Annotated in this window: 12 protein-coding genes; 10 read left to right on the forward strand and 2 right to left on the reverse strand. The window is 36.8% G+C overall.

The window, feature by feature from the left end; translation table 11 throughout:
- Window position 1: 1 nt before the first annotated feature.
- A complete protein-coding gene (gene ccmA, locus T420_RS0100635; RefSeq protein ID WP_013544479.1) occupies window positions 2-622 on the reverse strand; it encodes a heme ABC exporter ATP-binding protein CcmA in 621 nt (206 codons plus the stop codon).
- Between the two features lie 296 nt (window positions 623-918).
- Here ccmA and acnA point away from each other — a divergent pair, with 296 nt between their 5' ends.
- From acnA to cyoD, 10 genes are all read left to right on the forward strand, one after another.
- A complete protein-coding gene (gene acnA / locus T420_RS0100640) occupies window positions 919-3,606 on the forward strand; it encodes an aconitate hydratase AcnA (protein WP_013544480.1) in 2,688 nt (895 codons plus the stop codon).
- Between the two features lie 228 nt (window positions 3,607-3,834).
- Window positions 3,835-4,101, forward strand: a complete 267-nt coding sequence (gene rpsT / locus T420_RS0100645) for a 30S ribosomal protein S20 (protein ID WP_013544481.1) — start codon at window positions 3,835-3,837, stop codon at window positions 4,099-4,101.
- 710 nt (window positions 4,102-4,811) lie between these two features.
- Window positions 4,812-6,386: a chromosomal replication initiator protein DnaA gene (gene dnaA / locus T420_RS0100650; protein WP_026501054.1), complete on the forward strand. Its 1,575-nt coding sequence runs from the start codon at window positions 4,812-4,814 to the stop codon at window positions 6,384-6,386.
- Between the two features lie 198 nt (window positions 6,387-6,584).
- Window positions 6,585-7,706: a DNA polymerase III subunit beta gene (gene dnaN / locus T420_RS0100655; RefSeq protein ID WP_013544483.1), complete on the forward strand. Its 1,122-nt coding sequence runs from the start codon at window positions 6,585-6,587 to the stop codon at window positions 7,704-7,706.
- A 12-nt stretch (window positions 7,707-7,718) separates the two neighbouring features.
- Window positions 7,719-8,861 (forward strand): DNA replication/repair protein RecF, encoded by a 1,143-nt coding sequence (recF, locus tag T420_RS0100660; RefSeq protein ID WP_026501055.1) that lies wholly within the window; start codon window positions 7,719-7,721, stop codon window positions 8,859-8,861.
- A 52-nt stretch (window positions 8,862-8,913) separates the two neighbouring features.
- Window positions 8,914-9,357 carry a type II 3-dehydroquinate dehydratase gene (locus tag T420_RS06790; RefSeq protein WP_013544485.1) on the forward strand — a complete coding sequence of 148 codons (444 nt, stop codon included), beginning with the start codon at window positions 8,914-8,916 and terminating at the stop codon, window positions 9,355-9,357.
- A gap of 137 nt (window positions 9,358-9,494) precedes the next feature.
- On the forward strand, window positions 9,495-10,466 hold the full coding sequence (cyoA, locus tag T420_RS0100670; protein ID WP_013544486.1) for a ubiquinol oxidase subunit II: 972 nt from the start codon (window positions 9,495-9,497) through the stop codon (window positions 10,464-10,466).
- A 79-nt stretch (window positions 10,467-10,545) separates the two neighbouring features.
- Window positions 10,546-12,564, forward strand: coding sequence for a cytochrome o ubiquinol oxidase subunit I (cyoB, locus tag T420_RS0100675; protein ID WP_013544487.1), 2,019 nt, complete (start codon window positions 10,546-10,548; stop codon window positions 12,562-12,564).
- Window positions 12,561-13,232: a cytochrome (ubi)quinol oxidase subunit III gene (locus T420_RS0100680; protein WP_013544488.1), complete on the forward strand. Its 672-nt coding sequence runs from the start codon at window positions 12,561-12,563 to the stop codon at window positions 13,230-13,232. The genes cyoB and T420_RS0100680 overlap by 4 nt, the downstream gene beginning before the upstream one ends.
- Complete coding sequence (cyoD, locus tag T420_RS0100685; RefSeq protein ID WP_035450825.1) at window positions 13,232-13,858, forward strand: cytochrome o ubiquinol oxidase subunit IV; 627 nt, start codon at window positions 13,232-13,234, stop codon at window positions 13,856-13,858. The genes T420_RS0100680 and cyoD overlap by 1 nt, the downstream gene beginning before the upstream one ends.
- Window positions 13,859-13,989: 131 nt before the next feature.
- Here cyoD and fabI read toward each other — a convergent pair whose 3' ends face one another.
- The gene (gene fabI, locus T420_RS0100690) at window positions 13,990-14,829 is read right to left on the reverse strand and encodes an enoyl-ACP reductase FabI (protein ID WP_013544490.1); all 840 of its coding nucleotides are present in this window, start codon (window positions 14,827-14,829) and stop codon (window positions 13,990-13,992) included.
- Window positions 14,830-14,853: the final 24 nt, after the last annotated feature.

Consider the following 14,853-nt stretch of genomic DNA (forward strand, 5'->3'; position numbering starts at 1 on the left):
TTTATTTTTTCCTAAGGGGATAAAAATGCTCTAAGGCAATAACATGGTGTTCTTTTAGACCAAGAGGAATATGAGTTGCTGCAATAATCATCCCACCTTGATTGAGATGACGCTGAAACAATTTAGCAAAAATCGTTTGAGCATAGTGATCAAGTCCAGATATTGGTTCGTCTAGAACCCAAATAGGGCGATAGGAGAGGAGAAGGCGAGCAATAGCTACACGTCTTTTTTGTCCAGTTGATAGAATATTAAAGGGTAAATGCGCGAGGTCAGAAAGACCAATATCTGCAAGAGCATCATGGGGATAGTAGAAATGTTGTCCGTAAAATTCAGCCCAAAATTTTAGATTATCAATAACTGATAAGGAAGATTTCATGGCGTTTTGAGTGTTGAGATAGTGGCATGCGATTGCTAGAGGATATATTTTCCCCTTATCTTCTAACTTTAAATCGCCTTCAGTAGCTTTGAAAAGACCGACAATGATTCGCAATAATGTAGATTTTCCAATACCATTTGGGCCTGTGATTGTCATGAGTTGTTGTGTAGATAAGGAAAAGGAAAGACCTTTAAATAAAGTTTTTTCATTTCTATGTACCGTTAGATTTTTACCCGATAACACCATAATAATAACCTGTTATTCTATTATTTTTTTAGTTTTTATTGCATAATAAAATAAAAAAACACGTTTTTTATGAAATTGTACCTAGAATAGTTCTAGAAATAGTTCTATAAGGCACGTGTTACGCCAGCAGTCGGCTTCGAATGGGTTTAAAGCCATTCTCTGAATCTACCGATAAAAGGGCGGGGAATGAATAGCGGAAATAGTTTTACCCGCATTCAAGCTGTGACCTTGACCTGCAGTTTGCATTGTTCGTTCTGAGAAATGGGTTGGTTTGTAATACTTAAGGGTGAACAGTCATGTCTCAAATTGATAGTTTTAATTGTCGCAGAATTTTAAGTGTTGATGGTAAAGAATACATTTATTACAGCTTGATTGAAGCAGAAAAAAATGGACTTGAAGCGGTTTCTCATTTACCATTTTCGATGAAAGTTCTTCTTGAGAATTTGTTGCGGTTTGAAGACGGTCGCATAGTCAAGAAAGAGGATATCTTGAATGTCGCCGAATGGTTAAATAATAAAGGGCGTTCTGGTGTAGAAATTGCTTATCGTCCTGCGCGCGTTTTAATGCAAGATTTTACAGGTGTTCCTGCAGTTGTTGACCTTTCTGCTATGCGAGATGCCATGCAAAAGCTTGGAGGCAACGCTGAAAAAATTAATCCACTTATTCCTGTTGATCTTGTTATTGATCACTCAATTATTGTTGATGATTTTGGTAATTCAGAGGCATTTAAGAAAAATGTTGGATATGAATATGAACGCAATAGTGAGCGTTATCGTTTTTTAAAGTGGGGACAGCAAGCGTTTAAAAATTTTCGTGTTGTTCCTCCTGGCACAGGAATTTGTCATCAAGTGAATCTAGAATATTTAGCACAATGCGTATGGACGAAGGATGATGAAAGCTGTCAAACTGTTTACCCCGACACATGCGTAGGAACTGATTCGCATACAACCATGATTAATGGTTTAGGTGTTTTAGGTTGGGGTGTTGGTGGTATTGAAGCAGAAGCCGCAATGCTAGGACAGCCAGTTTCAATGTTGTTGCCTGAGGTGATTGGTTTTCGTTTAACGGGCAAACTTAAAGAAGGTGTGACAGCGACTGATTTAGTGCTCGTAATTACGCAAATGTTACGCAAAAAAGGTGTTGTCGGTAAATTTGTTGAATTTTTTGGTTCGGGACTGAAACATATGACGCTTTCTGATCGCGCTACGATTGCAAATATGGCACCGGAATATGGCGCAACTTGTGGTTTTTTTCCAATCGATAAAGAGACAGTGCGTTATCTCAATATGACAGGACGTGATGAAGGTCGCATTGCTTTGGTGGAAACTTATTCTAAAGCACAAGGAATGTGGCATGATGAAAGAGTTGAAGATCCTGTCTTTAGTGATACAATTGAATTGGATATGGGGAGTGTTGTACCTTCTATGGCAGGTCCAAAACGTCCAGAAGGGCGTATTTCATTGGAAAATGTCGGGCAAGGTTTTGAGAAGGCACTGGTTGATGATTATAAGAAAACCATTAATCAAAATGATTATTATAAGGTTGAGAATAAGGATTATGAAATTGGTCATGGGGATGTAGTCATTGCTGCAATTACTTCTTGTACGAATACATCAAATCCAAGCGTTCTTATTGCTGCCGGTCTTTTAGCACGTAATGCTGTAGCAAAAGGTCTCAGGAGTAAACCATGGGTTAAAACTTCTCTTGCACCGGGATCGCAGGTGGTTGAAGCTTATCTTATTGATTCAGGTCTTCAAAAAGATTTAGATGTGTTAGGATTTAATTTAGTGGGATTTGGGTGTACAACATGTATTGGGAATTCTGGTCCTTTATCGCCAGCCATTTCTAAAGTCATTAACGATAATGGTTTAATTACTGCAGCAGTTCTTTCAGGTAATCGTAACTTTGAAGGACGTGTATCACCTGATGTGCAAGCAAACTATTTGGCTTCACCTCCGTTGGTTGTTGCGCATGCGCTAGCAGGGACAGTGCGTAAAAATTTAACAAAGGAGCCTCTTGGTGTAGGGTCAGATGGTCAACCTGTTTACTTAAGAGATATTTGGCCAACTTCTGAAGAAATACAAGAATTTATCGAACAAAATGTTACTCGTGAGATTTTTGTTGAGAAATATGCAGATGTATTTAAGGGAGATGAAAATTGGCAGAAAGTTCAGGCTCCAGCCGGAGTTACTTACTCTTGGGATGATCAGTCGACTTATGTGCGGAATCCACCTTATTTCGATAATATGCTTAAAGTTCCTGGTGCGTTAGCAGATATTAAAAATGCAAGAATTTTGGGTTTATTTGGTGATAAAATCACGACTGATCATATTTCTCCTGCTGGTTCCATTAAGGTCGATTCGCCTGCAGGAAAATATTTGATTGATCATGGTGTTAAAGTCGCTGATTTTAATCAGTATGGAACGCGTCGTGGAAATCATGAAGTTATGATGCGTGGAACCTTTGCTAATATCCGAATTCGTAATTTTATTCTTGGGGAAAATGGCCGTGAAGGAGGTTATACAGTTCATTATCCGTCAGAAAGGGAAGAATCCATTTATGATGCAGCAATGACATATAAACAAGAAGGAGTTCCCCTTGTTGTTTTTGCTGGTATTGAATATGGTAACGGATCATCTCGAGATTGGGCAGCTAAAGGTGCCTATCTTCTTGGTATAAAAGCAGTAGTTGCTCAATCTTTTGAGCGTATTCATCGATCTAATCTCGTTGGTATGGGAATTGTTCCCTTTGTCTTTGAAGTAGGTACAAGTTGGCAATCGCTAGGATTGAAGGGAAATGAAACAATAACAATTGAAGGAATCAATGATTTAAAACCTCGTCAAAAGATAACAGCTACAATAACTTTTATTGATGGAACAGAGAAGACATTACCATTATTATGTCGTATTGATACTGAAGATGAGCTGGATTACTTACATCATGGTGGTATTTTGCAATATGTTTTACGTAATTTAGCAGTTTAAACAATACTAACTCAATTTATTCGTATTGAGAATATATATTTAAAAATGAGAAATTGAGGAAATGCTTTATTAATTTTATACTTATTTTTGAGAATTTAATTGACGTTAGCTTTAATGTTACGTTATAAGTTTGCAGGTAGTGAATAGCTTTTTATAGCTTGAAGTTGTTTGTTTCAGTATTGACGTAGTTTAGGCTATTTGTACTGATCAGTTAAGAAAGATATGTTTATGGCGAATACACCTTCAGCCAAAAAGGCTGTCCGTAAGATCGCAGCACGTACGCAGATCAACAAAGCGCGTCGTTCGCGTGTGCGCACTTTTATTCGTAAGTTGGATGACGCTTTAGCTTTTGGTGATAAAGAATTTGCTGAAGTGGCGTTTAAGAATTTTGAACCTGAAATTATGCGCGCGGTTTCTAAAGGGGTTCTTCATAAAAATACTGCTGCACGAAAAGTTTCGCGTTTGGCTAAACGTTTAAAAGCTCTTAAAGCTTAATTTCGCTATATATAACTAAGTATGCTCATTACTGGCATCTAAATTGGTGCTGGTTTTTTTTTAATTCGTTTTTTTCAGGAAGGTGATTCAATAATTACTTCCGAAAGAATATCGTTGTTTTTTTATATTTGAATAGTTATCCACAAGTGTTGTGGATTTTGGTAGAGTCGTTTTTTGTCAAGCTTTTTTTATTTTTTATTTTTAATAAATGAAATCTTTAATTATTGGTAAATTTTACGAAAAAAAAGTTATTTGAATCAATAGTCTTTCTCATTTTCTTTCTGCAAATACAAATTTATAGCCGTTTTTTATGGTCTTTTGATTTCATTTTAGCCTCTTGCATTTTACCTTTGCTGTTTTGTATGTTCCTTATGAAAATTGAAAATACGCAAGGTTTACATCAGGTGAGTATTCTATATTATGTTATATAGAGTTATTTTATCTTATGCTTTGTGTATGAGCTCATGTTAGGAAGTTTTTTAGCGAGGTTTTTTAGTTTTCATTACTGATATGTTTTCAGTTTTGGAAAGCATATCATGCAATCAAACAAGATAAATCTTATTGGTCATCTTTGTTAGTAGGATTGTATTAACGCTATCCTAAGGGGGGGGATGAATAATCTTATTTGGGGAAGGGTGTGTTTCTACCTTCGCAGGGTGGACTTTTGTTATTTGGTAGAGCGAGATTATAGTTTTTTTTTGGAATGAAAAATGGTGAATAAATTGAATTCTAAAGCTGATTCCTTTAAAAAGGTTACAATGGATATCCTATCGACAGAGAAAATGATAAATGAAATGGTGGAGATAAAAGGAGCAGGTGGTGTTAAGTCTTCTTTAGAACCTCTCGTTTTTTCAGAGGAAGAAAGTACTGCTGCTTTCGCACGCGTAATGGCGCAGTTAAAGGCGCAAATTGGTGTTGAGGCTTATACGAGTTGGTTTGGCCGTCTGAAACTTGCTGAATATAATCGCAATCTTATAAAGCTTTCTGTTCCTACAGCATTTTTACGTTCATGGATTAATAATCACTATAGTGCTCTTTTAACTACTTTATGGCAACAGGAGAATTCAGAAATTCTTCGCGTTGAAGTTATTGTTCGAAGTATGGAGCGTGTTTCAAAAGGTCTCGTGTGTAGGTCTAATAAAAGCTCAGTTGTTATTGTTCCTGAAGAACAATCTGTTTCTCCTTTAGTTGAGAGTTATGGGGAACAATCAATTAAGGGTATTCAGGTGGGTGTTTTTGGTTCTCCACTTGATTCTCGCTATACTTTTGAGAGTTTTGTTGAAGGTTCTTCGAATCGTGTTGCTTTGGCTGCAGCCCGCTCGATTGCAGAAGGACATAAAAGTTCTTTGCGCTTTAATCCTCTTTTTATTTACGCGTCTGTTGGTTTAGGGAAGACACATTTGCTTCAGGCTATCGCAGCAGCTGCGCTCAAGCGCTCAACGCCTGTGCGGGTTATTTATTTGACCGCTGAATATTTTATGTGGCGTTTTGCTACGGCCATTCGCGATAATGATGCTCTTTCATTTAAAGAGCAACTTCGTGATATTGATCTTTTAATTATTGACGATATGCAATTTTTGCAAGGAAAATCAATTCAACGTGAATTTTGCCATTTACTTAATATGTTACTCGATAGTGCAAAACAAGTTATTGTAGCTGCTGATCGTCCGCCGGCAGAATTAGAATCGCTTGATCTTCGTGTGCGCTCTCGTCTTCAAGGAGGTGTTGCTCTTGAAATTGAAGCGCCGGATTATGAAATGCGTTTGGAAATATTGCGCCAAAGATTAAAAGCTGCGCAGCAAGATGATAATATGATTACAATTTCTGATGAGATTTTGGAATATATTGCTAAAACGGTTTTAGGATCAGGTCGTGATATTGAAGGGGCTTTTAACCAGTTGTTATTCCGTCAATCTTTTGAAACTGATTTATCTTTAGAGCGGATTGATGAATTCTTAGGTCATTTGACACGTTCAGGTGAATTGAAGCGTATTCGGATTGAGGAAATTCAGCGTACTGTTGCACGTCATTATAATATTTCTAGGCAAGATTTATTGTCTAATCGCCGAACACGTACAGTTGTTAAACCGCGGCAAGTTGCAATGTATTTAGCAAAAGTTTTGACACCTCGTTCATTACCTGAAATTGGACGTCGTTTTGGGGGACGCGATCATACGACTGTTTTACATGCTGTACGTAAAATTGAAGATTTAGTTTGTGATGATCAAACTTTAGCCAAAGAGCTCGAGTTGCTTAAGCGATTAATAGGAGAGCATGCTGCATAGTATTCACAATATTTTTTGAGTTGTTAAAAATATAAGAGAGGATTGACAAAAATAGTGATTTTGGTTTGTATTAAAATCTATTGCTATTTTTAAAGAAGTTCATTAAACCTTAGGTATATGGCTTTAAGTTAATTAGTTGCTTTTAGTTTAGCGAATTCCTATAGTTATTTGAATAATAAGTTATAAACAGGGATTTTTATGCGCATTATCATTGGTCGCAGTCAGCTGCTCAAATCTCTTAGTCGTGTTCACCGTGTTGTTGAGCGTCGTAATGCTATTCCCATTTTGTCGAATGTATTGATTGATGCAAGTAGTGGTGGTATGCAATTAAAAGCAACAGATCTCGATCTAGAAGTTATAGAATCTTCTTCAGTTAATATTGAAAAAGCCGGAGCGATAACTGTTCCAGCACATTTGCTTTATGATATTGTTCGCAAGCTTCCTGATGACAGTGAGGTTATTTTAGAAGTTGATGAAAACCAACCAAGTACCATGTCTGTTACCTCTGGTTGTGCTAATTTTCGGCTTCAATGTCTTCCTAAGGTAGATTTTCCAGAATCGCTTCCAGGTCAGTTTAGTTGTCGTTTTTCTTTGCTAGCATCAAGATTAAAATATTTACTTGATTGTACGCAATTTGCTATGTCTACTGAAGAGACACGTTATTATCTAAATGGTATTTATTTTCATATCATTGATGATGGTACTTCGAAGTTACGTTTGGTTTCTACTGATGGTCATCGTTTAGCACAGGTTGATATAGAAGCCCCTTCAGGGGCTGGTGGCATGCCGGGTGTTATCATTCCTCGTAAAACCGTGGGAGAGTTGCAAAAACTTCTTGGGGAGGAAGCTGATAATGATGTTTGTATAGAGCTTTCAGATACAAAGATTCGTTTTTCTGTTGGGTCTGTGATTTTAACGTCAAAATTAATCGATGGAGTATTTCCAGAATATCAACGTGTTATCCCATTAGGAAATGATAAAAAGTTGGTTATCAATCGGCAAGATTTTTCTTCTGCAGTTGATCGTGTCTCAACAATTTCAAGCGATCGTGGATGTGCAGTAAAATTAACGATCGAAAAAGGGCTTTTAAGATTTGTAGTGAATAATCCTGATTCAGGAAGTGCAGAAGATCAATTGGTTGCAGATTATGCATCTGATCTACTTGAGATAGGTTTTAATTCACGGTATCTTCTGGATATTGCAGCACAAATTTCAAGTCATGAGATGATTTTTATGCTCGCTGACCCTGGTGCACCAGCGCTGATTCGTGGAAATGGTGATACAAACGCCCTTTATGTGCTGATGCCTATTCGTGTTTAAGGATGATCGGTTTTGCGATGCAGTGCTGGCCATATACATAAAGTGGCTGTCAGACAACTGAAATTAGCAAATTATCGTAATTATTGTTCTCTAGTTCTTCATTTATTAGGTCAGCATGTTGTTTTAACTGGTCGTAATGGTGCTGGCAAGACCAATCTTTTAGAGGCACTATCTTTTCTTTCTCCTGGTCGTGGTTTGCGACGTGCAGCTTATTCTGATGTCAGTTTTTCTGAGAGAAAGGGTGCAGGGTTTGTTGTATTTGCTCGTCTTGAATGTGCTCTTTATGGTGAAGTAAATATTGGTACAGCTTTAGAAGTTAATGATAGTAGTAGAAAAGTACATATTAATGGTATTAATGAGGCAAGCGATTGCTTAACAGACTATTGCCACATTAGTATATTGACGCCTTCTATGGATCGACTTTTTACAGGTCCTTCACTTAATCGACGCCGTTTTTTGGATCGTATGGTTTTATCCATTGATTCTTTGCATGGCCGCCGTATAGCAGATTATGACAGAGTGATGCGTGCGCGCAATCGTTTATTTTTAGATAGAAATAACGATCGTGCTTGGTTAGATGCTTTAGAGGTGCAGATGGCTGAACTTGCAACAGCCATTGCAGCGGCGCGGATTGATGTTATTCAGCTTTTGAATGATATGTTTGCGCAAACTTCTTCTTGTATACCCTTTCCAAGGGCTTTGTTAAAAGTTGATGGTTTTTTGGAAAAAGCGCTTAGGGAAACATCTGCCATTGAAGTTGAAGAACAATTTTTGCATCGGTTGCGTAAAAACCGTGCGATAGACTGTGCTGCTGGGCGAACATTAGAAGGTCCGCATCGTACAGATTTACAAGTTTTTTATGCAGATAAAAATATGGACGCGACATTTTGTTCAACTGGTGAACAAAAAGCTTTGTTGACAGGCTTAGTTTTGTGTCATGCACGTTTAACAAGCACAATATCTAATATGGCACCTATTCTTCTTCTTGATGAAATAGCTGCTCATTTTGATTCTCATCGGCGTGCTGCTTTATTTGATATTCTTGATGATTTGGGTGGACAGGCATTTATGACAGGAACAGATCATGTTTTATTTGATTCCTTAAAAGGACGGGCAGAGTTTTTTGAAATTGAAAATGGCATTTTATTGTCATGAGAAGTATATTAATAATTTTTTTATAAGGGAATAATTGAAATAAAGGCCTGTCATGTCTACGATTATAACGGTTTTGAATGGTCTTAATTTGAATTTTCTTGGTAAACGTGAACCAGAAATTTATGGTAATGCGACTTTAAAAGATATTGAAAGATCATGTAAAGATCGAGCCGTAGAATTTGGAATAACATTACACTTTTATCAAAGTAATTGTGAAGGCCAATTAGTATATTGGATACAAACAGCCATTGAAGTGAGTGACGGGTTGATTATTAATCCAGGTGCTTATGGTCATACATCTTTTGCAATTTTTGATGCATTAAAGATGTTTCCAGGACCAATAGTAAAAGTTCATTTATCAAATATTTATCAACGTGAATCTTTTCGTCATCACTCTTATTTTCCACGGCAGCAAATGCGGTTATTATCGGGTGTGTTTGTGAGGGGTATTGGTTTGCACTTGAATATATTGCTAAGCAGCTTAAATGTAGTTTAAAAAGCTAAAATTAGATGATATTGATATACTTATTTAAAATTTACTTGATAATTTTTGTTTGAATAAGTAAGACATAACTAAAGAATGCTGCTCTTATATTATGATAACTGCCAGGGGCATGTACGGGGAAGATAGGAATGAGAGACTTTATTAAACAAATAAAGATGCTCGCGATTTTATGGATGGCATTGCTTTTATCTGGTTGTAAAATTGATGTTCTTCAGCCTGCGGGATATGTTGCACGCCAGCAACTTATTTTAATTATTTTATGTGTTCTAGTTATGTTGTGCGTTGTAATTCCAGTAATGGTTGCGGTAGTTTTTTTAGCCGTAAAATATCGCGCTTCGAAAACGACAGAAGATTATTTACCGGATTGGGGACATTCAAATAAAATTGAAGCTTTTATGTGGGGTATTCCCATTATTATTGTGACGGTTTTGGGTCTATTTACGGCCTATTATACTTATAAACTTGAACCATCAAATTCTCTTCCTACGGATGTTGTTGGTGAAGAAAAGCCTTTGCAAGTGGATGTTGTCGCACTAGATTGGAAGTGGTTATTTATTTATCCTGAGTATGGTATTGCATCGGTTAATGAAATTTATGCGCCACAAGGTCGTCAAGTGTTGTTGCAGATAACGTCAGAGAGTTCTGTTAATGCGTTCTGGGTGCCAAGACTTGGTACAGTTCTTTATGCTATGCCGCAGATGAATGCTAAATTGCATTTAGTGGCTGATAAGAAAGGGGTATTTAATGGAAGCTCAGCAAATTATAGTGGTGATGGTTTTGCAAATATGCGTTTTCAATGGCATTCTGTATCATTGAAAGATTTCGATAGCTGGGTTGCTAAAGTTCGGGAAAATGGTCAAAAGCTTGATCGTCTGTCTTATCGTCAACTTTCTGTTGCTCCTCTTATGGGGGATATTGCTGCGAAAGAAAAAGATGCTGAAGTGCGTTATTTTTCACCTGTTGAAAAACGGCTTTATTATCGTATTGTAAATCGATGCGTTGATGAAAATGTAATCTGTAATGAAGATTTAATGAAGCGGGCTGCTGCTCAGACGCTTTGGGGTACACTTTGTTCAGTTTTTGATCCGGGTGCTATTTAGGAAATAGTCAATCGAGAAAGAATCCTTTTTTAAAATAATGATTCTTTTCAATTAGAATTCATTTGATATAGGGTAAAAAATGTTTGGAAGACTTACAGATCCCACAGCTGCTGCTTTTCATGCACTTGCACATGAGCCAATCGTTCTTTATACATGTATTGCAATTGTTTTGGGTGGTTTAGTTGTTGCTATTGCTTTAACAATACTTGGTTGGTGGAAAGTTCTTTGGCGAGATTGGATTACGACTGTTGATCATAAACGGATCGGTATTATGTACATCATTCTCGGCATCATTATGCTTGTTCGTGGTTTTGCTGATGCGATTATGATGCGAACACATCAGGCCTTAGCGTTTGGCAGTGAAACAGCAGGTTATTTGCCTCCTGAGCATTTTGATCAGATTTTTTCAGCACATGGTGTTATTATGATTTTCTTCATGGCTACACCGATTTTATTTGGTCTTTTCAATTATCTTATACCACTTCAGATTGGTGCTCGTGATGTTGCGTTTCCATTTGCGAATAATCTAGGATTTTGGATAACAGTTGCGGCAGCAGTATTAATTAATATATCACTTGGGGTTGGTAATTTTGGTCGTGGTGGTTGGTTAATGTATCCACCTTTCTCAGAATTGCAAAATAGTCCAGATACAGGAGTGGATTATTATTTGTGGTCTCTTCAGCTTTCTGGCATTGCAACAACGATGGGATCAGTCAATTTTGTGGCAACCATTATTAAAATGCGTGCTCCTGGAATGACGATGATGAAAATGCCTGTTTTTTGTTGGTCTGCTTTTGTTAGTAACACTCTTATTTTAGTTATTTATCCTGTTTTAGGTGTTGCATTTGTACTCTTGGCAGCTGATCGTTATTTAGGCATGAATTTTTTTACTAATGTTGCTGGTGGTAACCCAATGGTATGGATTAATTATGTTTGGGTTTTTGGTCATCCTGAGGTTTATGTTTTAGTTGTGCCTGCCTTTGGAATTGTTTCTGAAATTGTCTCAACATTTTCTTCAAAACGCCTTTTTGGTTATGCTTCAATGATATGGGCAATTATAGTGATTTTGGTTCTTTCTCTTCTTGTTTGGGGACACCATTTCTTTACGATGGGAGGTGGTGAAGCTGTGAATACCTTCTTTGGTATTGCGACGATGATCATTTCAGTTCCAACGGGTGTTAAAGTCTTTAATTGGTTACTGACTATGTATAAGGGGCGGATTCGTTTTGAGCCTCCGATGCTTTGGTGCATGGGGATGATTTTTACGTTCGTTGGTGGTGGATTAACGGGTGTTTTGATGTCAATTGTTCCTGCTGATTGGCAGTTCCATAATTCTTTATTTTTGGTAGCTCACTTCCATCATACGATTATTGGAGGTGTTGTTTTTGCTTATTTAGCTGGGTTAGCCTTTTGGTTTCCGAAAGTTTTTGGCATTAAACCAAATCGTATATTAGGTATTGCATCTTTTTGGTGTTGGTTTGTTGGCTTTTACCTTGCTTTTTTTCCAGTTTATATGCTTGGATTGATGGGTGCTACGCGTCGTCTTCAACATTATATTGAGCCAGGGTGGCAGCCGATGTTTATGATTGCTGCAGTAGGCGCTTTTGTTATTCTCCTTGGTATACTTTGTTTCGTATTACAAATGGTTTTAACGATTTGGTATGGTATTAAGCATAAAGGACATTTGCCGGTAACATCAAATGATCCTTGGGGAGATGCACGAACACTTGAGTGGTCTATTTCTTCTCCTCCTCCTTCTTATAATTTTGCAATTATTCCAGAAGTACAAAGTGAAGATGCTTATTGGGATATGAAAAAGAGAGGTTATCAGCGTCCGACAAGTGGGTTTGTAAAAATCCATATGCCTTCAAATACATCAGCTGGAATTGTTGCAGGCTTTTTCTCATTAATTGTTGGTTTTGCTCTTGTTTGGCATATTTGGTGGCTGGTTATTCTTGGGTTAATTGGTTTTATTACAACGATTATTTATCATTCATTAACGGGTGATCATCATGGTTATTATATTTCAGCTGAAGAAGTGCAAAAAACAGAAGATATCTTCACAGCTGTTCTAAAAGAACAAGAGGTAAAACTATGAATGCAACGACAATGAATCATGTATGTACGAACGAGTATCATCACGATCATCACAATAGTTCGATAATGATATTTGGATTTTGGGTTTACATTCTTTCAGATTTGATTTTGTTCTCAACATTGTTTTCTAGTTTTGCTGTATTCTCTGCTTCTTATGGAGGAGGTAAAGCTGGTAATGAGTTTATTAATTTAAACTTTGTTTTGGTTGAAACAACAATTTTATTGTTGTCATCGATTACTTATGGGTTTGCTATGGTCTATGCTTATAAGGGATCTCTTGCTAATTTACGCGTCTGGATGGCAATCACCTTCGCGCTTGGATTATGCTTTGTTGGAATGGAACTTTATGAATTTCATGAACTGCTCAATGAAGTATTCTATTACGATCCTAATGCTTATGTTGGTATTGATCCTGCAACAGGCATAAAATCTTTTGGGCGAAATGTTCTATCCGCTTATTGGTCAGCATTTTTTGCATTAGTTGGTACCCATGGCCTTCACGTAAGTGTTGGTTTACTGTGGATGGTTGTAATGTTTTTTCATTTGCGTCGTAGCGGTTTGGATCAGAATAACAAAACACGCTTAACATGTCTTTCAATTTTCTGGCATTTACTTGATATTGTTTGGGTTGGTGTCTTTACTATGGTTTATCTGCTAGGAGCACTGTGATGAGTACGGATAAAAAAACACATAATCCAAGTATTGGTTCTTATTTAGTTGGCTTTATTTTAGCTGTTCTTTTTACTTTAGGTTCTTTTATTCCTGTAATGTATGGACTGTTAGATAGTTGGGCGATTAGTACAAAAGTCATTTATCTTATTGGGATGGCACTTATACAAATTATTGTACAAATTGTTTTCTTTTTGCATTTAAATTCTGGTCCAGATGCCAAGTGGAATATAGTAACCTTATTATTTACGGCTATGTGTGTTTTCGTTATTATTGGTGGTACTTGGTGGGCTATTTCTCATTTAAATTATAATATGATGGGCGGCTCAGGACGTATTATTGAACCAAAAATAAATACAACTATACCAGAAGATATACCAGAAGAAGAATTCATTGGTGTTCCAGATTCGATGGAACAGTCTTCTGAAACATCAGAACCGGTAGAACAATCTTCTGAAACATCAGAACCGGTAGAACAATCTTCTGAAACATCAAAATCAGTAGAACAATCTTCTGAAACATCAGAACCAGTAGAACAATCTTCTGAAACATCAGAACCAGTAGAACAATCTTCTGAGAGGCTATCAATAGATTCATTGCCAGATCGATCATATTTAAAAGATTAGAGTGATTGAATTTTACAGCTTATAAATTAATATGGCCCTGATGGGGTTATCAGGGCCATATATTAAATATATCTTTAAAGTTTAAAATATTTTCCAACTGTATAAGTTTTTTTATATAATAGGTCTTTTTGCTATTTTTTGTTGTATGAGTTTTTATTTTCTTGAGCTTCTTCGCTTTGTTTTAGTTCTTCAAGTGTTGGCATAGATAGGATATTATAACCTGAATCAACATAGTGAATTTCACCTGTAACACCTGATGATAAATCAGAGAGCAGGTAAAGAGCGGCATTTCCAATTTCATTAATATTTACAGTACGACGTAGAGGTGCATTACGACGTTGATATGAAAAAATTGCTCGCGCAGATGCAATGCCATTGCCAGCTAAAGTCCGAATAGGGCCAGCTGAAATTGCGTTAACACGAATATTTTGGGGTCCAAAATCTGTGGCTAAATAACGCACCATAGCTTCTAAAGCTGCTTTAGCTATACCCATGATATTGTAATTAGGAACAACTCTTTGTGAGGCTCCATAAGTAAGTGTTAATAGTGCACCACCATTGGGCATCAGTTTACCAGCGCGTTGAGCAACTTCAGTAAAGGAATAGGCCGAAATAACCATTGTGCGATTAAAATTTTTACGTGTTGTAACGTCAACGTAACGTCCTTTTAATTCCGTTTTATCTGAAAAACCAATGGCATGAACAACAAAATCAATAGTTTTCCATTCTTTTTCAAGATATTCAAAAATGCGATTGACATTTTCAATTTTTTCAACATCACATTCTAATAATAATTTACAACCAAGTTTCTCTGCTAGTGGCTGGACACGTTTTCTAAAAGTTTCTCCTTGATATGTCAGTGCTAGTTCAGCTCCTGCGTTTGCTAATTGATACGCAATACCCCAAGCAATCGAATGGTCATTTGCAATCCCCATAATAAGACCACGTTTACCTTTCATCAAACCTTTCATATCATTCTCCGTAAGACTTTGCTA

The organism is Bartonella clarridgeiae ATCC 51734, from assembly GCF_000518185.1.
Taxonomy (GTDB): domain Bacteria; phylum Pseudomonadota; class Alphaproteobacteria; order Rhizobiales; family Rhizobiaceae; genus Bartonella; species Bartonella clarridgeiae.

Bases quoted from the DNA above. Each gene is read 5' to 3' on its own strand.
- fabI (WP_013544490.1), bottom strand. From the start codon at position 14,829: ATGAAAGGTTTGATGAAAGGTAAACGTGGTCTTATTATGGGGATTGCA.
- T420_RS0100680 (WP_013544488.1), top strand. From the start codon at position 12,561: ATGAATGCAACGACAATGAATCATGTATGTACGAACGAGTATCATCAC.
- cyoA (WP_013544486.1), top strand. From the start codon at position 9,495: ATGAGAGACTTTATTAAACAAATAAAGATGCTCGCGATTTTATGGATG.
- rpsT (WP_013544481.1), top strand. From the start codon at position 3,835: ATGGCGAATACACCTTCAGCCAAAAAGGCTGTCCGTAAGATCGCAGCA.
- acnA (WP_013544480.1), top strand. From the start codon at position 919: ATGTCTCAAATTGATAGTTTTAATTGTCGCAGAATTTTAAGTGTTGAT.
- dnaA (WP_026501054.1), top strand. From the start codon at position 4,812: ATGGTGAATAAATTGAATTCTAAAGCTGATTCCTTTAAAAAGGTTACA.
- ccmA (WP_013544479.1), bottom strand. From the start codon at position 622: ATGGTGTTATCGGGTAAAAATCTAACGGTACATAGAAATGAAAAAACT.
- cyoB (WP_013544487.1), top strand. From the start codon at position 10,546: ATGTTTGGAAGACTTACAGATCCCACAGCTGCTGCTTTTCATGCACTT.
- cyoD (WP_035450825.1), top strand. From the start codon at position 13,232: ATGAGTACGGATAAAAAAACACATAATCCAAGTATTGGTTCTTATTTA.
- T420_RS06790 (WP_013544485.1), top strand. From the start codon at position 8,914: ATGTCTACGATTATAACGGTTTTGAATGGTCTTAATTTGAATTTTCTT.
- dnaN (WP_013544483.1), top strand. From the start codon at position 6,585: ATGCGCATTATCATTGGTCGCAGTCAGCTGCTCAAATCTCTTAGTCGT.